Here is a 23,252-nt window from a genome sequence, read left to right on the forward strand (position 1 = left end):
TGCGCGGCCCGTCACGAAGCCTTGCTGGATCGTTGACGAACCCGCGCCGGACCCTCGCCTGAGGGTTCTGGCGGTCGAGGCGCGTCGCGACCCCGGTACAATGCCGTTTTTAACCCCCTCCCTGAACGTCCATGGCCTCTGCTTGGCTGCTGCCCGAGCACATTGCTGACGTCCTGCCCTCCCAGGCTCGCCGCATCGAAGAACTGCGGCGCGAATTGCTGGACATGGCGCGGACCTACGGTTGCGAGCTGGTGATGCCTCCCATGCTGGAGCATCTCGACTCGCTGCTTTCCGGCACCGGCCAGGCGCTGGATCTCAAGACCTTCAAGCTCGTCGACCAGCTCTCCGGTCGCAGCCTGGGCCTGCGCGCGGACACGACCCCGCAGGTCGCCCGCATCGATGCCCACCTGCTGAACCGCGCCGGCGTGACGCGCCTGTGCTACTGCGGCCCGGTGCTGCACACGCGCGCCGAAGGCCTGACCGCGACGCGGGAGCCGCTCCAGTTCGGCGTCGAGATCTACGGCCATGCCGGTCTCGAAGCCGATCTCGAAGCGCAGGAACTGGCCATCGATGCGATGCAACGCGCCGGCGTCACGCGCCTGGTGCTGGACCTGGGCGACGCGCGCCTGGTGCGCGGCGTGCTCGGCGAGCATGCGCTGGGCGAGGACCGTCTGAGCGCACTGGTGGCGGCGATGGCCGCCAAGGACGCTGCCGGCGTGGCGGCGTTCTCCAATGAATTGCCCGACGACGTCGTCGCCGCGCTGCAGACACTGCTGCGCCTGTATGGCGGTGTCGAGGTGCTGGCGGACGCGCGTCGCGCGCTGCCGGTCAATGCGCTGGTCACGGCCGCGCTGGACGACCTGGAGTGGCTGGTCCGTCACCTGCGCGCGGCGTATCCCGACGTTCGCATCGGTGTCGATCTGGCGGATCTGCCGGGCTTCGGCTACTACAGCGGCGTCCGCTTCGCGCTGTATGCGGAAGGCGGCAGCGATGCGGTGCTGCGCGGCGGCCGCTACGACGAGGTCGGCGCGGTCTTCGGCCGGCGTCGTCCCGCTGTCGGTTTCAGCCTGGACCTGAAGACGCTGGTGGGACTGATCCCCGCCACGTCGCTGCGGGCCGCGGTGCGCGCCCCGTGGGGCGAGGATCCCGACCTGCGCGCGGCGGTCCGCCGTCTGCGCGAGCAGGGCGAGACGGTGGTCTGCGTCCTGCCGGGCCACGAGCAAGAGAACGACGAATTCGAATGCGACCGCGAGCTGGTGCAGTCCGGCGGTCAATGGGTGCTGCGATCGCTGTGAGCGACGCGATTCGCCCCTCCACCCTCAACCTCCAAATCATCGGATGAACGACATGCAAAGCAGTGAGATCGCGCGCGGGCGCAATGTGGTGGTCGTCGGCACCCAATGGGGTGACGAAGGCAAGGGCAAGGTCGTCGACTGGCTGACCGACCACGCGCAAGGCGTGGTGCGTTTCCAGGGCGGCCACAACGCCGGCCACACGCTGGTCATCAAGGGCGTGAAGACGGCGCTGCAGCTGATCCCGTCGGGCATCATGCGCGACGGCGTCGCCTGCTACATCGGCAACGGCGTGGTGCTGGACCCGACCCATCTGCTGTCGGAGATCGAGCGCCTGGAGAAGGCCGGCGTCGAGGTGCGTTCGCGCCTGTACATCAGCGAGTCCTGCCCGCTGATCATGCCGTTCCACGTCGAGGTCGACCGCGCCCGCGAGGCGCTGCGCGAGAGCAGCGGCAGCGGCAAGATCGGCACGACCGGCAAGGGCATCGGCCCGGCGTATGAGGACAAGGTCGCCCGTCGCGCGCTGCGCGTGCAGGACCTGAAGCATCCGGACCGTTTCGCGAAGAAGCTCAAGGAACTGATCGACCTGCACAACGTCGCGCTGACCGGTTACCTGAACGGCAAGGCGCTGGAGTTCCAGCCGATCTTCGACCATGCGATGTCGCTGGCCGACCAGATCCGGCCGATGATGGCCGACGTCGGCTACATGCTGCACAAGGCGCATCAGGCCGGCCAGAACATCCTGTTCGAAGGCGCGCAAGGCACGCTGCTGGACATCGACCACGGCACCTATCCGTACGTGACCTCGAGCAACTGCGTGGCCGGCAACGCCGCCGCGGGCGCCGGCGTGGGTCCGCAGATGCTGCATTACATGCTGGGCATCACGAAGGCCTACGCCACGCGCGTGGGCTCGGGTCCGTTCCCGACCGAGCTGGACTGGGAGACGCCGGGCACCGTCGGTCACCACCTCTCGACGGTCGGCCAGGAGCGCGGCACCGTCACCGGTCGCGCCCGCCGCTGCGGCTGGCTGGATGCGGCTGCGCTGAAGCGCTCGATCATCATCAACGGCATCACCGGCCTGTGCCTGACCAAGCTGGACGTGCTGGACGGCCTGGCCGAGATCAACATGTGCGTGGGCTATGAGCTCGACGGCAAGCAGATCGACATCCTGCCGCTGGACGCCGACGAGATCGTCGCGTGCAAGCCGGTCTATGAAGTCTTCCCCGGCTGGACCGAGTCGACCTTCGGCATCACGAAGTGGGATCAGCTGCCGGCCAACGCGATCGCCTACCTGAAGCGCGTGGAAGAGGTGATCGGCGCGCCGATCGCCATGGTGTCCACCGGCCCCGATCGCGAACACACCATCCTGCTGCAGCATCCGTTCAAGGACTGAGCGATCGCTCGGCCCCTGTCGTTTTCCGTCTTATCCAGACCTGACCCCATCCATCGCTGAGGAGCCTCCCCCATGTTGACCGACGACGGCAAACATCTGTACGTGTCGTGGGATGAATACCACCTGTTGATCGAACGCCTGGCGCTGAAGGTGCATGCCTCCGGCTGGGAGTTCGACCAGATCCTGTGTCTGGCGCGCGGCGGGATGCGTCCCGGCGACGTGCTGTCGCGCGTGTTCGACAAGCCGCTGGGCATCATGTCCACCAGCTCGTATCGCGCGGAAGCGGGCACGATCCAGGGGCGTCTGGACATCGCCAAGTACATCACCATGCCCAAGGGCGAACTGGCTGGCCGCGTGCTGCTGGTGGACGACCTGGCGGACTCTGGCGTGACGCTGAAGGCCGTGGTGGAACGGCTGCGCGGCATGCCGTCGATCAGCGAGCTGCGTTCGGCAGTGATCTGGACGAAGAGCGTTTCGGAGTACACCCCGGACTATTACGTCGAGATGCTGGAAACCAGCCCGTGGATTCATCAGCCGTTCGAAGATTACGACGCGCTGCGCCCCGATGCGCTGGCGAAGAAATTCGCGATCTGATGAACGAAGGGCTGACAACTGTCAGCCCTTTTCGCTTGCGCCGCTCGCTGTGATCGCAGGAGAGGACTCGGTCACGCAAGCGCGACCCCGGTTTGGACCTCACGGTCCAAACCATTCGAGTCCTTCCGTGATGTCCGCCGGACATCACTTCCTGGGCGTCAGAATGAGAAAAGCCGGCTGGAAGCCGGCTTTTCGAATATGGTGCCCAGGAGAGGACTCGAACCTCCACGGAGTTACCCGCTAGTACCTGAAACTAGTGCGTCTACCAATTCCGCCACCTGGGCAAGGTCAGAAGCCAGCTTCTCGGGAAACCAGCTCAAGCCACTTCATGAAGAACTTCTTGAAGTATTCTTGAGTCCTCGGTTTCTCGAAACGCAAAAGAGCTTCTGCGTTTCAGGAAAGACAAGGATTCTACTATCAAAAACTTCAAGAATGCAAGCCCCCAGGGCGCCCAAGGCGCTCAGCTGATGGGGGAGATCGAAGGCACGGTGCAGGGTCACCGCGACGGGCACGGTTTCCTGATGCCCGACGATGGTCAACCGGACGTTTATCTGTCCTCGCAGGAGATGCACGCCGTCATGCACGGCGATCGCCTGCGGGTGCGCATCGTGCGCCACGACAAGCGCAATCGTCCCGAAGGCCGTGTGCTGGAGATCCTCGAACGCCGCAAGAAGCCGATCATCGGCCGGCTGCTGCTCGAGTCCGGCATCTGGCTCGTCGCCCCTGAAGACAAGCGCTACGGTCAGGACATCCTGGTCCCGAAGAACGCGATCGCGAACGCGACCGCGGGACAGATCGTCGCCGTCGAACTGACTGAGCCGCCGTCGCTGTATTCGCAGCCGGTGGGTCGCGTGACCGAAGTGCTGGGCGAGATCGACGACCCCGGCATGGAGATCGAGATCGCCGTGCGCAAGTACGAGGTCCCGCACGCCTTCAGCGCCGACACGCTCGCGCAGGCGGCGAAGCTGCCCGACAAGGTCCGCGCGGTCGACATGAAGCATCGCATCGACCTGCGCGACGTGGCGCTGGTGACGATCGACGGCGAGGACGCCCGCGACTTCGACGACGCGGTCTACTGCGAGCCTCACAAGCAGGGCCGGGGCAAGACGGCGTTCCAGGGCTGGCGACTGCTGGTCGCGATCGCCGACGTCAGCCACTACGTGAAGCCCGGCGAACCGCTGGATCGCGATGCCTACGAGCGCGCGACCTCGGTCTACTTCCCCAGACGCGTCATCCCGATGCTGCCGGAGAAGCTGTCGAACGGTCTGTGCTCGCTGAATCCGGAGCAGGACCGCCTGTCCATGGTCTGCGACATGCTGGTCAGCGAGACCGGCGAACTGCACGCCTACCAGTTCTATCCGGCGGTGATCAACTCGCATGCGCGCTTCACCTATACCGAGGTGGCGGCGATCCTCGGCAACACGCACGGCCCCGAGGCCCACAAGCGCAAGGCACTGGTGCCGCACCTGCTGCACCTGCACGAGGTCTACCGCGCGCTGCTGTCGCAACGCGCGAAACGCGGCGCGATCGACTTCGAGACCACCGAGACCCAGATCGTCTGCGACGACAACGGCCGCATCGAGAAGATCGTGCCTCGCACGCGCAACGAGGCCCACCGCCTGATCGAGGAGGCGATGCTCGCCGCCAACGTCTGCGCGGCGGATTTCATCGCCGGCGGCAAGCATGCGTCGCTGTACCGCGTCCACGAGGGCCCGACGCCCGAGAAGCGCGGCACGCTGCAGGCCTACCTGCGGGCGCTGGGCATCGGCATGGGGATCAGCGACGACCCGTCGCCGGGTGAATTCCAGGCGATCGCGCAGGCGACCAAGGACCGGCCCGACGCCCAGCAGATCCACACGATGCTGCTGCGCTCGATGCAGCAGGCGATCTACACGCCGGCCAACGCGGGCCACTTCGGCCTCGCGTACCAGGCCTACACGCACTTCACCAGCCCGATCCGTCGCTATCCGGACCTGCTGGTGCATCGCGTGATCAAGGCGCTGCTCGGATCGAAGAAGTACGCGCTCGACGCGCACAAGATGGAAGCCGCGAACCCGATGCCCAAGCGGCCGGGCAAGCCGGCCTCGAAGGCGCCGAGCCCGGCCTCCGCGTCGACCGAGTCGGAGCGCTGGGAAGTCGTCGGCGCGCACTGCAGCGCGAACGAGCGTCGCGCCGACGAGGCCTCGCGCGATGTCGAGGCCTGGCTGAAGTGCCGCTTCATGCGCGACCACCTCGGCGAGGAATTCGCCGGCACGGTGAGCGCGGTGACGAGCTTCGGCCTGTTCGTGCAGCTCGACGCGCTGTATGTCGAAGGCTTGATCCACATCACCGAACTCGGCGGCGAGTACTTCCGTTTCGACGAGGTCCGCCAGGAGCTCCGCGGCGAACGCACCGGCATCCGCTACGCCACCGGCGCGCGCGTGCAGGTTCAGGTCAGCCGTGTCGACCTGGACGGCCGCAAGATCGATTTCCGGCTGGTGCGCGACGGCGACGAGCAGCGTCTGCTGCGCGGCGCCCATCGCGACAAGTTCGGCGACCGGCGTGGCGGCGATGGCAAGGGTCCCGCGAGGAAGCAGGACAAGCGCGCCGAGCACCGTGCGCGCCGCGAGGCGGCTGCGGCTCCGGCCGCGACGGTGGAGCCGATGCCGCTGCCGCCGCCTGATCCGCCGACGGCGGTCGATGCGCTCGAGCGCATCGAGCAGGCCGATCGCGTGCTGAAGGCCGAGCGCCGCAAGTCGGAGCGCGCGACGAAGGGCTCGTCGACGCATCCGGTCCAGGCGGCCAAACGCACGGCGCGCAGTGCGGCGAAGTCGGTCGCCGCGAAGGGCAGTGGCGCGCCAGCGGCGAAGACGACGCGGCGCAAGCGCGGCGCATGAACGGTGCATGAACGGCGCATGAGCGCAGCCTGACGAGTGTCGGTCCCTCGCGATCGAGCCTCCGATGAAGAAGGGCCTGGTCATGCCAGGCCCTTGGTGTTTCTGACGAACGCGCTCGCCGTCGTTCAGGCGGAAGGGCTGTGCAGCGCGGCCATCGCGTCGATCAGGTCGGCGGCGAGCAGGGGACCCGCATGACCTTCCGCCGCCGCGCCGTGCCAGGTCACGGCGGCACAGGCGAGGTCGTGCGGCGCGATGCCCGGCGACTGCGCCCAGAGTCCGCCGATCCAGCCGGCCAGCACGTCGCCCGTGCCTGCGGTGGCCAGCGCTGATGAGCCGGTGCCATTGATCGACAGGCGCCGCTTGGGCGTGACCACGATGCTGCCCGATCCCTTGAGCACGACGGTCGCCGCGAAGCGCATCGCCAGTTGCGTCGCGGCGTCCAGGCGATCGGCCTGCACATCGGCCGCCGACGGCAGTCCCAGGAGTCGCGCCGCTTCCAGAGGATGCGGCGTCAGGATCGTGGGCCAGCCGTGCGCGGCGCGACGGCGCAGCGCATGCTGCAGTGTCTCGTCGGCGGCCACCAGGTTCAGAGCGTCGGCATCGAGCACGACGCGCGTCGCGCCGTGCAATGCCTTCGACAACGCCGACGCGATCGCTGTCCCGCCGCCACAGCCGCACACGGCGACGATGTCCCGCCAGGTGTCCGGCGAAGCGCTCCAGCGCGCGGCATCCCAATGCATGAGTTCCGGTCGCGCGGGCCACGGCTGGCCGTCGTCGTCAGGCAGTGCCGCGTACACGCGCCCCGCGCCGGCGGCCAGCGCCGAGGTCGCGGCAAGCCACGCGGCGCCGCGCATCGTCGGCGCGCCGCCCAGGACGACGACGTCGCCATGCCGTCCCTTGTGGCTGGCCGCGGAACGCGCGAACGCGCTTTGCCAGCGCGCGATGCGGCTGGCGCCGAAGAGCACGCCGACGCCCTTGTCGTCGACGGGCACGTCGAGATCGTCGAACCAGACACGCCCCGCGAGCGCACGGCCTTCTCCGGTGAACAGGCCGGACTTGAGAGTCAGGAAGGTCAGCGTGTGATGCGCGCGCACGGCATCGGCGCCCAATGGCTGGCCGGTGCGGACATCGATGCCGCTGGGAACGTCGACGGCCAGCACCGTGGCACCGGCATCGCGCATTGTGTCGATGGCCTGGATGGCCGAGGCGATGGGCCCTTCGGGTGCGCGGTTCGCGCCGAGGCCGAGGAGGGCGTCGATGGTGACATCGGCCCACCCGGGCATGTGTGGGAGATCGGCGTGCAGGCGCAGGCCGGCTTGCCGGGCGGTGTGCAGCGCATGCGCGGCGTCACTGCCCGGCGAGGGTTCCGGTCCGACCAGGAGCACGTCCACCGTCCATCCACGTGCGGCCAGGTGACGGGCAGCGATGAGGCCGTCTCCGCCGTTGTTGCCCGGACCGGCGAACACCGCGGCGTGCTGGCCGAAAGGTCGGAGTGCCACGGCCAGACGCGCCACGGCAAGCCCGGCGCGCTCGATCAGTGTATGAGGCGGATGCAGCGACAGCGCCGCCGCCTCGATGCGCCGGCTCGACGGCGCGTCGTGAAGGGATCGGTCGTGGGACGTGGGCAGCACCGGCAGCATGGCGCCGACTCTATCCCCGTCTCAGCTCACTGGAGCCGTGCCGGTTCCAGCAACGCGGCGTCGATGCCCGGATCCTTCTTCGCGAGCCGGGCCGCCAACAGTTGCGCGGCGGCTCCGGCCATGGTCCAGCCGTGCTCGCCATGACCGATGTTCAACCACACGCCGGGCAGGCCGGACTCGCCGATCAGCGGCAGCTCGTCGGGCAGCAGCAGGCGCGAGGTCTTCCACCGCTGCTGACCGCCGGCGAGCAGGGCGCCCGGGAACCAGTCGTGCGCAGCCTGGTGCAGCGCGCCCATCGACTGGCCATCCGGCTGCGACGACGAGCCGCCCAGCTCGTTCGCCCCACCGACGCGCACGCGTTGACCGAGTCGCGTGAGGCTGACGCCCAGCGCCATGTCGATGACGGTCGCGCGCGGCCCCAGGTCCGGGTGCGCCTCCAGCATGCGCAAGGGCGCCGTCAGCGTGTGCGTGTGCACCGTTCCCCACGGCAGCTTCAGCCCTTGGGCGGCGAGCAGCGGCGACGCGCCCTTGCCGGCGCACACCAGCACCGCGTCCACCCGCAGCGGCTCGCCCGCGGCCACGTGCACGGCCGGCTGGCTGCCGGGCTCGATGCGCAGCACATCGGTGTTGAAGTTCCACTGCACGCCGAGCCGCTGCGCCTCCAGCTTCAGCGCCTGGCTGAACTGGCGGGCATTGGCCGCCTCGTCCTGCGTCAGCAGGATGCCGCCGTGCAGCGCGGTCTCGGCGTTGAGGCCGGGTTCCTGCGCGCGGCAACCGTCGGCGTCGAGCTCGCGATGCGGCACCTGCCGCTCCTGCAGCCGGGCCAGCAGCGGTGCTGCGCTCTTGTAGTCCTTGGCGGTGCGCCACAGCAGCAGCACGCCGGCTTCACGCTCGACGTCCATCTTCAATTCGCGCCGCCACACCGCCATCACGGCCTGGCCGCGCAGCGCCAGCGCATGCAGCGCTTCCGGCATCGCCTGCACGCCGCGCGCGCGGCCGGCGCGCCAATGCGCGAACTTCCAGCCGAGCTGGCCCGGCTTGCCGCGCCACGCCAGCGGCGTGTCGGGCCGCGCGGCCATCAGGCCCGGCGCGATCAGCCCCGGCGGCGCGAAGCTCGCGCCGGTGGCGACGCTGGTGTCGCGTTCGAAGACATGGACCTCATGGCCCTGCAGCGCGAGTTCGTAGGCACTGGTGACGCCGGCCAGACCGGCTCCGATGATGGCGATCCGCATTTCAGCGGATCTCCGCGGCGAGGGCCGCCTCGACGCTCGACGCAGCGCTCAGCACCGCGTGATCGCGCAGCGCGGGTGCCCACAGCATCAGGCCGACCGGCAGTTCGCCGGGGTGCTCGCACGGGATCGAGATCGCGCAGCCGTCGAGCAGGTTCACGACGGCGGTGTTGCGCAGCAGGCGCGCATTGGTGGCAAGGAACAGGTCGTCGCTGTGCAGCAAGGGGGCGATCTCCGGGGCTTGGAGGGGAACGGTGGGGCTGAGGAAGGCGTCGATGCCGCCCATGGCGGCCGTCATGTCGTGGATCCAGCGGCGGCGGGCGTCGAGCAGCGCCTGGTAGGCGGCGGGAAGGATGGCCTCGCCGCGGCGGATGCGCATCGCGACGCGCGGGTCATAGCGGTCGCCGCGTTCGGCGAGGCGCGCATGGTGCCATGCCCAGGCCTCGGCCGCGGTGATGCCGCCTTGCGTTTGCAGTTCCGCCACACGGGGCAGGGCGGGCAGCGCGCGTTCCTCGATGCGGGCGCCGGCAGCGCTCAGCGTCGCGAGCGCGCGTTCGAATGCGGCGGCCACCGCGGGCTCGAGCTCGTCCTGCATGAAGTCCGGCGTGATCGCGAAACGCCATGCCGACAAGGGGCGTTCATCGAGGTCGGCCGGTGCGCCGCTCAGCACCGCGTGCAGCAGCGCGGCGTCCCTCACCGAGCGCGTGATCGCGCCAGCCGTGTCCAGCGAAGGCGACAGCGGGACACACCCGTCAAGCGGCACCAGCCGCGCCGTGCTCTTGAAGCCGACCAGTCCCTGCAGCGCGGCCGGGATGCGCAGCGACCCGCCGGTGTCCGAACCGAGTGCCGCCCACGCGGCGCCGGTGGCGACGCTGACCGCACCGCCGGAGGTCGATCCGCCGGGAATGCGCGCCAGGCCGTCGATCGCGTGTGTCACCGGATTCCGGGGCGTGCCGTGATGCGGATTGATCCCGACGCCGGAGAAGGCGAACTCACTCAGGTTGGTGTGGCCGGTCAGCGCGGCGCCTGCGGCGCGCAGCCGGGCGACGACCGGGGCATCGCGTTCGGCGGGGGCCGCATCGTCCATCGCGGCGGAGGCGGCGGTCGTCGGCTGCCCGGCGACGTCGAACAGGTCCTTGACGGACACCGCCAGACCGCCAAGCGTCGGGCGGGGACCGCCGCGAGCCACTGCGGCATCCGAGGCGTCGGCCGCCGCGCGGGCCTCCTCATCGAAGCGGCGCAGGAAGACATGCTCGCACGCGGCGGCGTCGGCAAGCGCCAGGCTCTCGTCCAGCAGGCTGCGCGCGGCGTGGCGGCCCAAACGCAGGGAGGCGAGCGCCTCGGTCAGGTCGATCGGCATGCAAAAACGGGTTATACTCGTCGGGTTTTTCCCGGATAAGCCAGCCGTTGGGGCTGGAGTCCGGTGGAGAACGCGGCAGGTGGTTGGGGCCCAGACTTGTTCAAGGCCTGTCCATCGATCGCAAATTCGCGAGTCCGGCGAATCAAGGTGTTGCAACGTACAAGCAGACGTCGCAATTCGTGCCGGATTCTAGAACCAACCTTCGGAGTTACTTATGTCCGTCACGATGCGTGAGATGCTGGAAGCCGGCGTCCATTTCGGCCACCAGACCCGCTTCTGGAATCCCAAGATGGCCCCGTATATCTACGGCCATCGCAACAAGATCCACATCATCAACCTCGAGAAGACGCTGCCCGCGTTCGAGGAAGCCCTGAAGTTCGTGCGCCAGCTGGCCTCCAAGCGCGGCACGATCCTGATGGTCGGCACCAAGCGCCAGGCCCGCGACATCGTCGCCGCCGAAGCTGAGCGCGCCGGCGTCCCGAGCGTCAACCAGCGTTGGCTGGGCGGCACGCTGACCAACTTCAAGACGGTCAAGACCTCGCTGAAGCGCCTCAAGGACATGCAGGCCCAGATCGACGCCGGCACCCAGCCCGCGATCAAGAAGGAAGCCCTGATGTTCACGCGCGACATCAACAAGCTCGAGAAGAACATCGGCGGCATCCAGGACATGGTCGCGCTGCCGGACGCCCTGTTCGTCATCGACGTCGGCTATCACAAGATCGCCGTCCTGGAAGCCAAGAAGCTGGGCATCCCGGTCATCGGCGTCGTGGACACCAACCACTCGCCCGAAGGCATCGACTACGTCATCCCGGGCAACGACGACTCGGCCAAGGCTGTCGCCCTGTACGCCAAGGCTGTCGCCGACGCCGTGCTGGAAGGCCGCGCCAACTCGTCGAACGAAGTCGTCACGGCCGTCGCCGCTGAAGGCGACGAGTTCGTCGAAGTGAACGAAGGCGCCTGATCCAGGCCCTGACCCTCGACGGGTTCTGACAAGGGGGCTGATTCAGCCCCCTTCGTCCAAGCAGATTCAGATTTCAGCGGTGCCGGGTCGTTCCGGGCCGCGACATACGGAGATTGAAATGGCAGCAATTACCGCAAGCATGGTCGCCGAGCTGCGCGCCCGCACCGACTCCCCGATGATGGAGTGCAAGAAGGCGCTGACCGAAGCCGACGGCGACATGACCCGCGCTGAAGAGATCCTGCGCGTCAAGCTGGGCAGCAAGGCCGGCAAGGCCGCCTCGCGCGTGACCGCCGAAGGCGTCGTCGCCGCGGCCGTGAAGGGCAACGCCGGCGCGCTGATCGAAGTCAACTGCGAAACCGACTTCGTGTCGAAGAACGACGCCTTCCTGGCGTTCGTGAACGCGCTGGCCGGTCTGATCGTCGACAGCAACCCCGCCGACATCGCCGCCCTGTCCGCCCTGCCGCTGTCGCAGGAAGGCTTCGGCCCGACGGTCGAGGACGTGCGCGCCGGCCTGATCGGCAAGATCGGCGAGAACATGACGATCCGCCGCTTCAAGCGCTACGAAGGCGCCAAGCTGGCCTCCTACCTGCACGGCACCCGCATCGGCGTGATGGTCGAGTTCGACGGTGACGAAGTCGCCGCCAAGGACGTCGCGATGCACGTCGCCGCGATGAAGCCGGCCGCGTTGTCGTCCGCCGAAGTCCCGGCCGAGCTGGTCGAGAAGGAACGCAAGATCGCCGCCGAGAAGGCCGCCGAGTCCGGCAAGCCGGCCGAGATCGTCGCCAAGATGGTCGAAGGCTCGGTGCAGAAGTTCCTGAAGGAAGTCTCGCTGCAGGACCAGGTCTTCGTGAAGGCCGCCGACGGCAAGCAGACCGTCGCGCAGATGCTCAAGGACAAGGCCACGACGGTGAAGTCGTTCACCCTGTACGTCGTGGGCGAAGGCATCGAGAAGAAGGTCGACGACTTCGCTGCCGAAGTGGCTGCCCAGGTGGCGGCTGCAAGCAAGCAGCAATAAGCGTCGCGACTCAAAAAGGGCGCCTCTGGCGCCCTTTACACTTGTGCGCTTGCGCCAGCAGGCCTACGCACGACACTCCCTCCATCGGCCGTACTGACGAGGTAACAATGCCCGCCCACAAACGCATCCTGCTCAAGCTTTCCGGAGAAGCCCTGATGGGCGACGACGCCTACGGCATCAACCGCGCGACCATCGTGCGCATGGTCCAGGAAATCCAGGAAGTGACGAAGCTCGGCGTCGAGGTGGCGGTCGTCATCGGCGGCGGGAACATCTTCCGCGGCGTGGCGGGCGGCGCGGTCGGCATGGACCGCGCGACGGCCGACTACATGGGCATGTTGGCGACGGTGATGAACTCGCTGGCCCTGGCCGACACGATGCGCCAGGAAGGCATGACCGCGCGCGTCATGTCGGCGATCGCGATCGAGCAGGTCGTCGAACCCTATGTGCGTCCCAAGGCGCTGCAGTACCTGGAAGAAGGCAAGGTCGTCGTCTTCGCGGCCGGCACCGGCAACCCCTTCTTCACGACCGACACGGCCGCCGCGCTGCGCGGCGCCGAGATCGGCGCCGAGATCGTGCTGAAGGCGACCAAGGTCGACGGCGTCTACACCGCCGACCCGAAGAAGGACCCGACGGCCACGCGCTACTCGCGCATCAGCTTCGACGAGGCCATCGGCAAGAACCTGCAAGTGCTGGACGCGACCGCCTTCGCGCTGTGCCGCGACCAGAAGCTGCCCATCCGGGTGTTCTCGATCTTCAAGCCGGGCGCGCTGAAGCGCGTCGTGATGGGTGAGGACGAGGGCACGCTGGTGCACGTCTGACCGGGCTGGCGCGTTAGAGACCACGCCGCCCCCCTGATCGAGGAAAAGAACATGAGCATCGCCGACATCAAGAAGAACGTCGAAGCCAAGATGGCCAAGTCCGTCGAGGCGTTCAAGAACGAACTGCAGAAGATCCGCACCGGCCGCGCCCACCCGGGCCTGCTGGACCAGGTGCATGTGGACTACTACGGCTCGATGGTCCCCATCTCGCAGGTGGCCAACGTCACGCTGCTGGACGCCCGCACGGTCAGCGTGCAGCCCTGGGAAAAGGGCATGAGCCAGAAGATCGAGAAGGCCATCCGCGAATCGGACCTGGGCCTGAACCCGTCGTCGATGGGCGACCTGATCCGCGTGCCGATGCCGCCGCTGTCGGAAGAACGCCGCCGCGACCTGGTGAAGGTCTCCAAGGGCGCCGCCGAGGATGCGAAGGTGGCCGTGCGCAACCTGCGTCGCGACGCCAACGAGCAGGCGAAGAAGATGGCCAAGGACAAGGTCATCACCGAGGACGACGAGCGCCGCAGCCAGGACGAAGTCCAGAAGCTGACGGACCGCGTCGTCTCGGACATCGACAAGCTGCTCTCGGCCAAGGAAGCCGAGATCATGGCCGTCTGATCGTCGCATCCTCGTGAGCGCCGACAGCAAGGCGGGAGTGCCCCGCCATGTGGCCATCGTCATGGATGGCAACGGTCGTTGGGCGAAGAAGCGCTTCCTCCCGCGTTTCTTCGGCCACAAGCAGGGCGTGGACGCCCTGGTGCGGGTGGTCCAGGCCTGCATCGATCGAGAGATCGAGTACCTCACCGTCTTCGCCTTCTCCAGCGAGAACTGGAAGCGTCCCAGCGACGAGGTGTCCGGCCTGATGGGCCTGGTGCTGGCGGCGGTGTCGCGCTACCTGGCCCGCATGGGCGCGATGGGCGTGCGCATCCGCATCGTCGGCGACCGCGAGGCGGTGTCCGACAAGCTGCGTGCCGCCTGGGCCGAGGCCGAGGGCTCCACCGCCCACAATTCCAAGCTGACGCTGAACGTCGCGTTCAACTACGGCGGTCGCTGGGACATCGTCCAGGCCTGTCGCAAGGCGATCGCGGCGGGCATCCCGGCGCACGAGCTGACCGAAGCCCGACTGTCCGAATTCATGGCGATGAGCTATGCGCCGGACCCGGACCTCTTCATCCGCACCGGCGGCGAACTGCGCATCAGCAACTTCATGCTGTGGCAGACCGCGTACACCGAGTTCGTGTTCTCCGACTGCCTGTGGCCCGAGTTCGGCGAGGCGCAGCTGGACGAGGCGATCGCCGCGTTCCGGGCGCGCGACCGCCGCTTCGGCGGGGTGAACGTTCCGGGCGTCGCCCAGGAGGCTTGAGATGCTGCTTCAGCGCGTGATCACGGCCCTGGTGCTGTTGGCGATCCTGCTGCCGGCGCTGTTCGCGTCGAATCCGATGTGGTTCGCGCTGCTGACGCTGGTGATGATCGCGGCGGCCGGGTGGGAGTGGTCGCGGCTGAACGGCAAGCCCGGCGCGACGGCGCTCGCATTCGGCGCCGTGCTCGCGGCGGCCTGTGCGGCGACCTTCTACGCCGTCGGTTTCAACGTGCCGGCCTGGTGCTGGTGGCTGGCCGGCGGGATCTGGGTGCTCGGCGGCGTGCGTGCGCTGGCGGCCGGCGTCGCCGGATGGCCGAAGCTGTCGCCCGTGCTCAGACTCGTGCTCGGCGCGGTGCTGCTGTGGGCCGCCTGGCTGGCGCTGATCGTCGCGCGGCAGCGCGGCATCAACTTCCTGCTGTCGGCGATGTGCCTGGTCTGGATGGCCGACATCGCCGCGTACTTCGCCGGCAAGGCCTTCGGCAAGCGCAAGCTCGCGCCGGCGATCAGCCCGGGCAAGAGCTGGGAAGGCGCGATCGGCGGCCTCGTCGGCGTGATTGTGCTGGGCTTCGTCTGGGTCCATGTGATCGACGTGCGTGTCCCCGTGGATTCGGCCTCGCTGTACACGGTGCTGGTCAAGCGCATCGGCATCGTGTCGCTGCTGGCGCTGGTCTTCCTGTCGGCGATGAGCGTCGTCGGCGATCTGTTCGAATCCCTGGTCAAGCGGGCCGCCGGCGCCAAGGACAGCAGCCAGCTGCTGCCCGGCCACGGCGGCGTCCTGGACCGTGTCGACGCGCTGCTGCCGGTGCTGCCCCTGGCCTTGGCGCTGACCTCCCTCTGATCCTCCGGATCCCTCCGCGAGACCTTCTGCGATGACCGACCACTTCCACCGCCCGCAGCAGGTCTGCGTGCTGGGTTCCACCGGATCCATCGGCACCAGCACGCTGGACGTGATCGCGCGTCATCCGGACCGTTATCGCGTCTTCGCCCTGTCGGCGATGAGCCGCGTCGACGAGCTCGCCGCGCAGTGCGTGCAATTCCAGCCGCGCTTCGCTGTCCTGCCCGATGCGGCGCTCGCCGCACAACTGCGCACGATGCTGCGCGAATCGGGCTCCCGCACCGAAGTGCTCGACAGCATGGCCGCGCTGAGCGAGGTCGCCGCGCATCCCGACGTCGACGCGGTGATGGCCGCGATCGTCGGCGCCGCCGGCCTGCCGCCGGCGATGGCCGCGGCGCGTGCGGGCAAGCGCCTGCTGCTCGCCAACAAGGAAGCGATCGTGCTCGGCGGTGCGCTGTTCATGCGTGCGGTCGCCGAGGGCGGCGCGACGCTGCTGCCGGTGGATTCGGAGCATTCTGCGATCTTCCAGTGCCTGCCCGAGGACCGCTCGACCTGGCCGCAGCGCATCGACCACATCGTGCTGACCGCGTCCGGCGGGCCGTTCCGCCAGCGCGATCCGGCCTCGCTGGCCGATGTCACGCCCGAGCAGGCCTGCGCCCACCCGAACTGGGTGATGGGCCGCAAGATCTCGGTCGACTCGGCGACGATGATGAACAAGGCGCTCGAGGTCATCGAGGCGCGCTGGCTCTTCGACCTGAAGCCCGAACAGATCAAGGTGCTGATCCACCCGCAGAGCATCGTGCATTCGATGGTGGTCTGCCGTGACCACTCGGTGCTGGCCCAGCTGGGCACGCCCGACATGCGCGTGCCCATCGCCTACGCGCTGGCCTTCCCCGAACGCATCGTCTCCGGCGCGGGTGTGCTGGACCTGCTCAAGACACCGAGCCTCGCCTTCGAAGAGGCTGACGAGCGCCGCTTCCCCGGCCTGCATCTGTCGTGGCAGGCACTGCGCGCGGCCGAAGGCAGCACCGCGGTGCTCAACGCCGCGAACGAGGAGGCGGTCGCCGCCTTCCTCGATCACCAGCTTCGCTTCGATCACATCTGCCGCGTCAACCGCGAGGTGCTTGAAACCGTGAATCCCCAGGCGGGCGAGGTCGACAGCGTCGAGGGGCTGCTGGCCCTCGACGGACGCGCCCGCCGACAGGCGAGACAGCAGATCGCGGCGCTCGCCGCGGCGGTCTGATCCTCCGGTCGACGACCGCCGCCCAGCCCCAGACCTCGATCCAGGACGCCCGCGATGCTTTCCCAAGTCCTCTATTTCCTCGTCACGCTGGGCATCCTCATCGTGATCCACGAGTGGGGCCACTACCGCGTGGCGCGCGCCTGCGGCGTCAAGGTGCTGCGTTTCTCGGTGGGCTTCGGCCGCGTGCTGCTGCGTCGGCGCAAGTCGCCGGACAGCACCGAGTTCACGCTGAGCGCGATCCCGCTCGGCGGCTACGTCCGCATGCTCGACGAGAGCGACGGCCCGGTGGCGCCCGACCAGCAATCGCAGGCCTTCAACCGCAAGACGCTGTGGCAGCGCGCGGCGATCGTCGCGGCGGGCCCGGCGGCCAACCTGATCCTGGCGGTGCTGCTGTTCGCGGTCGTCGGCTGGATCGGACGGGAAGAGCCGAAGGCGCTGCTCGGGTCCCCGACGGCGGGCGGACTGGCCGAACGCGCCGGCCTGCGTGCCGGTGACTGGGTGCAGGCCTGGTCCAACGACGGGCAGGATTGGGAAGACGTCCGATCGATGCCGGACTTCGGCTGGCAACTGGCGCAGTCCGTCGCGGACCGGCAGCCGCTGCTGCTCAGCGTCAGCGATGCGGCGGGCCACGGTCGCCGCACCGTGCGCCTCGAGACCGACACCCTGGAGAGCCGCGACTTCGACGAGAAGACGATCGGGCGCATCGGCTTGGGTGGCGTGTTCATCGAACCGGTACTGGGTCGCATGGTCGACGGCGAACCCGCGCAGGCCGCGGGCCTGCTGTCCGGCGATCGCGTGCTGCGCGTCAACGACGAGGTCGTGCCCGACGTCGCCTGGTTCATCCAGCGTGTGCGCCGCGCCATCGTCGATGGCCAGCCGGAACCGCTGCGCGTGCTCGTGCGCCGCGACGGCCAGCAGCTGGAACGCGTGGTCACGCCGCGCGTCGAGATCGTCGGCGACCAGCGCGTGGCCCGCATCGGCGCGGGCTTCGACGCCCGGCCGGCGAGCGTCAAGGTGCACTACGGTCCCATCGAATCGGTACGGCAAGGCCTGACCCGCACCTGGGAGCTCAGCGCGCTGACGGTGAAGACCTTGGGTCGGATGTTGGTCGGTGAAGCTTCGGTAAAGAACCTCAGCGGACCCATCACGATCGCCAAGGCGGCGGACCAGTCGGCGAGCCTCGGATTGACTGCTTTCCTGAGCTTCCTCGCCGCCGTCAGCGTGAGCCTCGGCGTGCTGAACCTGCTGCCGCTGCCGATGCTCGATGGCGGACACCTGATGTATTATCTTTTCGAGGGTTTGAGCGGCCGCCCTGTCTCTGAGTGGTGGCACAAGCAGCTGCAACGCGCAGGCATTGCCGTCGTGCTGCTGATGATGAGCCTGGCCCTTTTCAACGATCTGACCCGCACGCTGGGTCTGCACTGAAGCTTCCGCATGCCCCGATTCCTGCCCGACGCCTTGCGCCCCCACGTGATCCAACTGGCGGTGCTGGCCACCGCGCTGCAAGCCGGTTCCGCCTGGGCCGCCGAACCGTTCGTCCTCAAGGACATCCGTGTCGAAGGTCTGCAGCGGACTGACCCGGGCACGGTGTTCGCGGCGCTGCCGTTCCGCATCGGTGACACCTACAACGACGAGAAGGGCGCCGCCGCGCTGCGCGCGCTGTTCGCGACCGGCCTGTTCAAGGACGTCCGCATCAACCTCGACACCGATGCCGTCGTCATCGTGATCGAGGAACGTCCGATCATCGCCAACGTCGGTTTCGTCGGCCTCAAGGAGTTCGACACCGAGGCGCTGACCAAGTCGCTGAAGGACGTCGGCATCGGCGAAGGCAAGCCTTTCGACAAGGCGCTGGCCGACCGCGCCGAGCAGGAACTGAAGCGTCAATACCTGACCCGCTCGCTGTACGGCGCCGAGGTCACGACGACGATCACCCCGATCGAGCGCAACCGCGTCAACGTCAGCTTCTCGGTGACGGAAGGCGAGCCTGCCAAGATCGCCGAGATCCGCATCCTGGGCAACAAGGTCTTCAGCGAAGGCACGCTGACGGGACTGCTCGAGCAGACCACGTCGGGCTGGCTGACCTGGTACACGAAGACCGACCGCTACTCCCGCGCGAAGCTGAACGCGGACCTGGAAACGATCCGCTCGTACTACCTGAACCGCGGCTACCTCGAGTTCAACGTCGAGTCGACGCAGGTCACGATCTCGCCCGACAAGCAGAGCATCAGCATCGCGATCACGATCAACGAAGGCCAGCCGTACACGGTCAACGGGATCAAGCTCGAAGGCGACTTCATGGGTCGCGACGAGGAGTTCAAGCGCCTGATCGCGCTCAAGCCCGGCCAGCCGTACAACGGCGAGGCGGTGGCGCAGACGACGCGCAACTTCCAGGATCTCTACGGCACCTTCGGCTACGCCTTCGCGCGCGTCGAGAGCCGCCCGGAGATCGACCGCGCGACCGGCCAGGTGACGGTGACGCTGGTCGGCGAGCCGCAGCGCCGCGTCTATGTGCGTCGCGTGCTGATCTCGGGCAACACCCGCACGCGGGACGAAGTGATCCGCCGCGAGTTCCGCCAGTTCGAATCGTCCTGGTACGACGGCGCCCGCATCAAGGCCTCGCGTGACCGCGTCGAACGCCTGGGCTACTTCAAGGACGTCACGATCGACACGACCGAGGTCCCGGGTTCGCCCGACCAGGTCGACGTCACGCTGACCGTGACCGAGCGCCCGACCGGCAACATCCAGATCGGCGCCGGCTACTCCAGCGCGAGCAAGCTGTCGCTGTCGGGCTCGATCTCGCAGGAGAACGTGTTCGGCTCCGGCAACTACCTGGGCATCCAGGTGAACACCGCCAGCACCGGCCGCTCGCTGGGCGTGACGACGGTGGACCCGTACTTCACCGTCGACGGCGTGTCCCGCGCGATCGACGTGTTCTACCGGACCGTCAAGCCGATCAACAACCTCGGCGAGGAATACGAGTTCGCCTCGTACGGCGGCTCGGTCAAGTTCGGCGTGCCGTTCTCCGAGGACGACACCGTGTTCTTCGGCATCGGCTACGAAACGACGCGCATCACGACCCGCACCGGCCTGCCCAACAGCTACTGGCTGTTCCGCGAGCAGTTCGGTTCGTCGGCGATGTCGATCCCGCTGACGATCGGCTGGAAGAAGGACAACCGCGACTCCGTGATCACGCCGACCGCCGGCGCGATGAAGCGGGTGAACCTGGAGCTGAGCCCGGTCGGCGATTCGCGCTACACGATCGCCAACCTGCAGTACCAGGAGTTCTTCCCGCTGGGACGCAAGTTCTCGCTGATGGTCAACGGCGAATTCGCCTACGGCAAGGGCCTGAGCGGCCGGCCGTATCCGATCTTCAAGAACTTCTACGGCGGCGGCCTGGGTTCGGTGCGGGTGTTCGAGCCCGGCACGCTGGGCCCGGTCGACGTGACCGGCTCCTACACCGGCGGCAACCGCAAGTTCAACCTGAACACCGAGTTCTACGTGCCGGTGCCGGGTTCGGGCAACGACAAGAGCTTCCGTCTGTTCGCGTTCCTGGACGCGGGCAACGTGTGGGGCCAGGACGAGAAGCTCAAGTTCGGTGATGTGCGTGCCTCGGCTGGCGCGGGTATCAGCTGGCTGTCGCCGATGGGCCCGCTGCGGCTCAGCTACGGCTCGCCGATCCGCAAGAAGCCCACGGATAGAATCGAGCGATTCCAATTCCAGATCGGGACTGCATTCTGATGAAGAGCAAGCTGTCGCAGATCGTCGCCACCGTCCTCCTGACGGGCGCGGCGACCCTGGGCGCGCAAGCCCAGGAAGTCAAGATCGGCTACGTCAACAGCGAGCGGATCCTGCGCGAAACCAATTTGGCCAAGGCGGCGGAAACGAAGCTGCAAGCCGAGTTCAGCCGTCGCGAAAAGGCGCTGGTCGACCTGGAGACCAAGTTGCGCGCCGCGGCCGAGAAGCTCGACAAGGACAGCCCCGCGCTGGGCGAGGCCGAGCGCGGCCGCCGCCAGCGCGAGCTGATCGAACAGGACCGCGACCTGCAGCGCAAGCGCCGGGAGTTCAACGAGGACGTCTCCCAGCGCAAGAACGAAGAACTCTCCGCCGTGGTCGAGAAGGCCAACAAGGTCATCAAGCAGATCTTCGAGCAGGAAAAGTACGATCTGATCGTTCAGGACGCGATTCATGCCAGCCCCCGCGTGGACATCACGAAGAAGGTGATCGACGCGCTCAACAGTCAGAAATGACACCCGCCGTGACGCCGGAAGTGACCAAGAAGCAGGTTCTGGTCTCCGATCTGATCGCCGCCTTGGGCGGCGATCTTGTTGGTGCCTCCACCACGGCGATCCGCGCGATCGCGCCGCTGGAGGATGCGGGCGCGGACGCGATCTCCTTCCTCTCGAATCCGAAGTACGAGGCGCAGCTCGCGACCACGCAGGCCGCCTGCGTGATCGTGTCGCCGAAGCTGGCGGAAGCCGCCGCAGCCCGTCAGGGCGCCGGCACGACCGCGTGCTGCATCGTGGCGCCGGATCCCTACCTCTACTTCGCGCGCCTGACCCAGTGGTGGGCCGCGAACATGCGCAAGCCGCGCGCCATGCCGGCCATCCATCCGACCGCGACCGTCGCGGCGGACGCGGTGATCGGCCAGGACGTGGAAGTCGGCCCGCATGCGGTGATCGAGTCCGGCGCGGTGCTGGGCGACGGCGTGCGCATCGGCGCGCATACGATCGTCGAGCAGGACGCCCGCGTCGGCGCGCACACGCGGTTCGCGCCGCACGTGGTGTTCGGCCATGACTGCGTGATCGGCGAACGCTCGATGCTGCACAGCGGCGTGGTCATCGGGGCGGACGGCTTCGGCTTCGCGCCGACCAAGCGCTCGGACGGCGAGCCCGGCGTCGAGTGGGTCAAGATCGAACAGCTCGGCGCGGTGCGCATCGGCGACGGCGTCGAGATCGGCGCCAACACCTGCGTCGACCGCGGCGCGCTGGGCGACACGCTGATCGCCGACGGCGTCATCATCGACAACCTGGTCCAGATCGCGCACAACGTGAAGATCGGCAAGGGGACGGCGATCGCCGGCGCGACGGCGATCGCCGGCAGCGCGGAGATCGGCGCCAACTGCATCGTGGCCGGCGCGGCGCGCATCAACGGCCACATCCGCATCACTGACGGCGTGCAGATCGGCCCGACGGCCAACATCAGCAACAGCATCGACAAGCCCGGCGCCTACGCCGGCATGTGGCCCTTCGAGGACGCCGCATCGTGGCAGAAGAACGCCGCCGCCCTGCGCGGGCTCTATGAGCTGCGCCAGCGCGTGCGTGCCCTGGAAAAGAAGACGACATGACTGAGACCCGCATCGACATCCACGGCATCCTCGAGAAGCTGCCGCACCGTTATCCCATCCTGCTCGTGGACCGCGTCCTGGAAGTGGAGAAGGGCGTGCGCATCCGGGCGATCAAGAACGTCAGCATCAACGAGCCGTTCTTCAACGGCCACTTCCCGCACCGTCCGGTGATGCCGGGCGTGCTGATCCTGGAAGCGCTGGCGCAGGCCGCCACGCTGCTGGCGGTCGAGAGCTACAACTTCACGCTGGACGAGAACCACGTCGTCTACTTCGCCGGCATCGACAACGCGCGCTTCAAGCGGCCCGTCGAGCCGGGCGACCAACTGATCCTCGAGGTCACGCTGGACCGCGCGAAGGCCGGCATCTACAAGTTCGGCGCCAAGGCGCTGGTCGGCACCGACATCGTGGCCGAGGCTGGTCTGATGTGCACGATGCGCAAGCTCGACTGCTGAGTCGTCGTTGAACACCCGCTGAACAGCCGCTGAATCCGGACGCCCATGGCCCGCATCCATCCCACCGCGATCATCGACCCGCAGGCGCAGCTCGACGAGACCGTCCAGGTCGGCCCGTACGCGGTCATCGGCCCCGAGGTGCGCATCGGCGCGGGGACCCGCGTCGGTCCGCACACCGTGATCGAAGGCAAGACCACGATCGGCCGCGACAACGTCATCTACCAGTTCGCGTCGATCGGCGCGATGCCGCAGGACATGAGCCATGGCGGCGAGGTGACCGAGCTCGTCATCGGCGACCGCAACACGATCCGCGAGTTCTGCACCTTCAACACCGGCACGTTCAAGGAGCAGGGCGTCACGCGCGTCGGTTCCGACAACTGGATCATGGCCTACGTGCACCTGGCGCATGACGTGGTGGTCGGCGACCACTGCGTGCTGGCCAACAACGCCACGCTGGCCGGCCACGTGCATGTGGGCGACTGGGCCACGATCGGCGGCCTGACCGGCGTCCACCAGTTCGTGCACGTCGGCGCGCACGCGATGATCGGTTTCCAGGGCCATGTGGCGCAGGACGTCGCCCCGTACATGACGGTCGACGGCAATCCGCTGGGCGTGCGCGCGGTCAACCTGACCGGCCTGCGCCGCCGCGGCTTCAGCAACGACCGCATCGGCGTGATCCGCCAGATCCACAAGCTGCTGTTCCGCGACGGCACGACGCTGGAGCAATCCGTCGCGAACATCGAGGCGCTCAAGCAGGGCCAGGACGCCGAGTCGATCCGCGACATCCAGGCGATGCTGGACTTCCTGGCGGGCGCCAAGCGCGGCCTCGTCCGCTGAACGACCCGG

Annotated in this window: 20 protein-coding genes and 1 tRNA gene; 17 read left to right on the forward strand and 4 right to left on the reverse strand. The window is 68.0% G+C overall.

From position 1 onward, the window contains the following. Positions 1 to 131 precede the first annotated feature (131 nt). From AC07PR_RS13425 to AC07PR_RS13435, 3 genes are all read left to right on the forward strand, one after another. Entirely contained in the window at positions 132 to 1,295 is a 1,164-nt protein-coding gene (locus AC07PR_RS13425) for an ATP phosphoribosyltransferase regulatory subunit (protein WP_495135579.1), read from the forward strand. A 52-nt stretch (positions 1,296 to 1,347) separates the two neighbouring features. After that, positions 1,348 to 2,685, forward strand: coding sequence for an adenylosuccinate synthase (locus AC07PR_RS13430; protein ID WP_377152668.1), 1,338 nt, complete (start codon positions 1,348 to 1,350; stop codon positions 2,683 to 2,685). Between the two features lie 72 nt (positions 2,686 to 2,757). Beyond that, positions 2,758 to 3,279, forward strand: a complete 522-nt coding sequence (locus AC07PR_RS13435) for a phosphoribosyltransferase (RefSeq protein ID WP_067275520.1) — start codon at positions 2,758 to 2,760, stop codon at positions 3,277 to 3,279. Positions 3,280 to 3,478: 199 nt separating this feature from the next. On the opposite strand, the gene AC07PR_RS13440 is transcribed toward AC07PR_RS13435, so the two are convergent. Continuing rightward, a tRNA-Leu gene (locus AC07PR_RS13440) sits at positions 3,479 to 3,563 on the reverse strand. 183 nt (positions 3,564 to 3,746) lie between these two features. On the opposite strand from AC07PR_RS13440, the gene rnr reads away from it, so the two are divergent. Beyond that, positions 3,747 to 6,155 (forward strand): ribonuclease R, encoded by a 2,409-nt coding sequence (gene rnr, locus AC07PR_RS13445; protein WP_495135580.1) that lies wholly within the window; start codon positions 3,747 to 3,749, stop codon positions 6,153 to 6,155. Positions 6,156 to 6,280: 125 nt separating this feature from the next. On the opposite strand, the gene AC07PR_RS13450 is transcribed toward rnr, so the two are convergent. Genes AC07PR_RS13450 through AC07PR_RS13460 form a run of 3 tightly spaced genes read right to left on the reverse strand, consistent with a single transcriptional unit; the run spans position 6,281 to position 10,384 of the window. Next, positions 6,281 to 7,795 carry an NAD(P)H-hydrate dehydratase gene (locus AC07PR_RS13450; protein WP_495135581.1) on the reverse strand — a complete coding sequence of 505 codons (1,515 nt, stop codon included), beginning with the start codon at positions 7,793 to 7,795 and terminating at the stop codon, positions 6,281 to 6,283. A 26-nt stretch (positions 7,796 to 7,821) separates the two neighbouring features. Continuing rightward, positions 7,822 to 9,027 carry an FAD-dependent oxidoreductase gene (locus AC07PR_RS13455; protein ID WP_495135582.1) on the reverse strand — a complete coding sequence of 402 codons (1,206 nt, stop codon included), beginning with the start codon at positions 9,025 to 9,027 and terminating at the stop codon, positions 7,822 to 7,824. A gap of 1 nt (position 9,028) precedes the next feature. After that, the gene (locus tag AC07PR_RS13460) at positions 9,029 to 10,384 is read right to left on the reverse strand and encodes an amidase (RefSeq protein ID WP_495135583.1); all 1,356 of its coding nucleotides are present in this window, start codon (positions 10,382 to 10,384) and stop codon (positions 9,029 to 9,031) included. Between the two features lie 214 nt (positions 10,385 to 10,598). Between AC07PR_RS13460 and rpsB the strand changes: the two genes are divergently transcribed. From rpsB to lpxA, 13 genes are all read left to right on the forward strand, one after another. Continuing rightward, positions 10,599 to 11,345: a 30S ribosomal protein S2 gene (rpsB, locus tag AC07PR_RS13465; RefSeq protein WP_377152676.1), complete on the forward strand. Its 747-nt coding sequence runs from the start codon at positions 10,599 to 10,601 to the stop codon at positions 11,343 to 11,345. 118 nt (positions 11,346 to 11,463) lie between these two features. Then, on the forward strand, positions 11,464 to 12,360 hold the full coding sequence (gene tsf / locus AC07PR_RS13470; protein WP_331614127.1) for a translation elongation factor Ts: 897 nt from the start codon (positions 11,464 to 11,466) through the stop codon (positions 12,358 to 12,360). 107 nt (positions 12,361 to 12,467) lie between these two features. Next, positions 12,468 to 13,178 carry a UMP kinase gene (gene pyrH, locus AC07PR_RS13475; RefSeq protein WP_377152678.1) on the forward strand — a complete coding sequence of 237 codons (711 nt, stop codon included), beginning with the start codon at positions 12,468 to 12,470 and terminating at the stop codon, positions 13,176 to 13,178. Between the two features lie 51 nt (positions 13,179 to 13,229). After that, positions 13,230 to 13,790 carry a ribosome recycling factor gene (gene frr, locus AC07PR_RS13480; RefSeq protein ID WP_421037958.1) on the forward strand — a complete coding sequence of 187 codons (561 nt, stop codon included), beginning with the start codon at positions 13,230 to 13,232 and terminating at the stop codon, positions 13,788 to 13,790. Between the two features lie 13 nt (positions 13,791 to 13,803). Beyond that, positions 13,804 to 14,535, forward strand: a complete 732-nt coding sequence (gene uppS / locus AC07PR_RS13485) for a polyprenyl diphosphate synthase (protein ID WP_377152680.1) — start codon at positions 13,804 to 13,806, stop codon at positions 14,533 to 14,535. 1 nt (position 14,536) lies between these two features. Further along, positions 14,537 to 15,370 carry a phosphatidate cytidylyltransferase gene (locus tag AC07PR_RS13490; RefSeq protein WP_483107285.1) on the forward strand — a complete coding sequence of 278 codons (834 nt, stop codon included), beginning with the start codon at positions 14,537 to 14,539 and terminating at the stop codon, positions 15,368 to 15,370. 31 nt (positions 15,371 to 15,401) lie between these two features. Further along, the gene (gene ispC / locus AC07PR_RS13495; protein WP_495135584.1) at positions 15,402 to 16,610 is read left to right on the forward strand and encodes a 1-deoxy-D-xylulose-5-phosphate reductoisomerase; all 1,209 of its coding nucleotides are present in this window, start codon (positions 15,402 to 15,404) and stop codon (positions 16,608 to 16,610) included. 54 nt (positions 16,611 to 16,664) lie between these two features. Next, entirely contained in the window at positions 16,665 to 18,035 is a 1,371-nt protein-coding gene (rseP, locus tag AC07PR_RS13500; RefSeq protein WP_377152686.1) for an RIP metalloprotease RseP, read from the forward strand. Positions 18,036 to 18,044: 9 nt separating this feature from the next. After that, on the forward strand, positions 18,045 to 20,348 hold the full coding sequence (gene bamA / locus AC07PR_RS13505; RefSeq protein ID WP_483107283.1) for an outer membrane protein assembly factor BamA: 2,304 nt from the start codon (positions 18,045 to 18,047) through the stop codon (positions 20,346 to 20,348). After that, entirely contained in the window at positions 20,348 to 20,857 is a 510-nt protein-coding gene (locus AC07PR_RS13510) for an OmpH/Skp family outer membrane protein (RefSeq protein WP_377152688.1), read from the forward strand. Before bamA ends, AC07PR_RS13510 begins: the two co-directional genes overlap by 1 nt. Then, positions 20,854 to 21,954, forward strand: a complete 1,101-nt coding sequence (gene lpxD / locus AC07PR_RS13515) for a UDP-3-O-(3-hydroxymyristoyl)glucosamine N-acyltransferase (protein WP_495135585.1) — start codon at positions 20,854 to 20,856, stop codon at positions 21,952 to 21,954. Before AC07PR_RS13510 ends, lpxD begins: the two co-directional genes overlap by 4 nt. Further along, positions 21,951 to 22,406: a 3-hydroxyacyl-ACP dehydratase FabZ gene (fabZ, locus tag AC07PR_RS13520; protein ID WP_377152692.1), complete on the forward strand. Its 456-nt coding sequence runs from the start codon at positions 21,951 to 21,953 to the stop codon at positions 22,404 to 22,406. The genes lpxD and fabZ overlap by 4 nt, the downstream gene beginning before the upstream one ends. A 45-nt stretch (positions 22,407 to 22,451) precedes the next feature. Next, the gene (gene lpxA / locus AC07PR_RS13525; protein ID WP_377152695.1) at positions 22,452 to 23,243 is read left to right on the forward strand and encodes an acyl-ACP--UDP-N-acetylglucosamine O-acyltransferase; all 792 of its coding nucleotides are present in this window, start codon (positions 22,452 to 22,454) and stop codon (positions 23,241 to 23,243) included. Positions 23,244 to 23,252: the final 9 nt, after the last annotated feature.

It is taken from the genome of Roseateles sp. GW821-FHT09H11 (genome assembly GCF_059415845.1).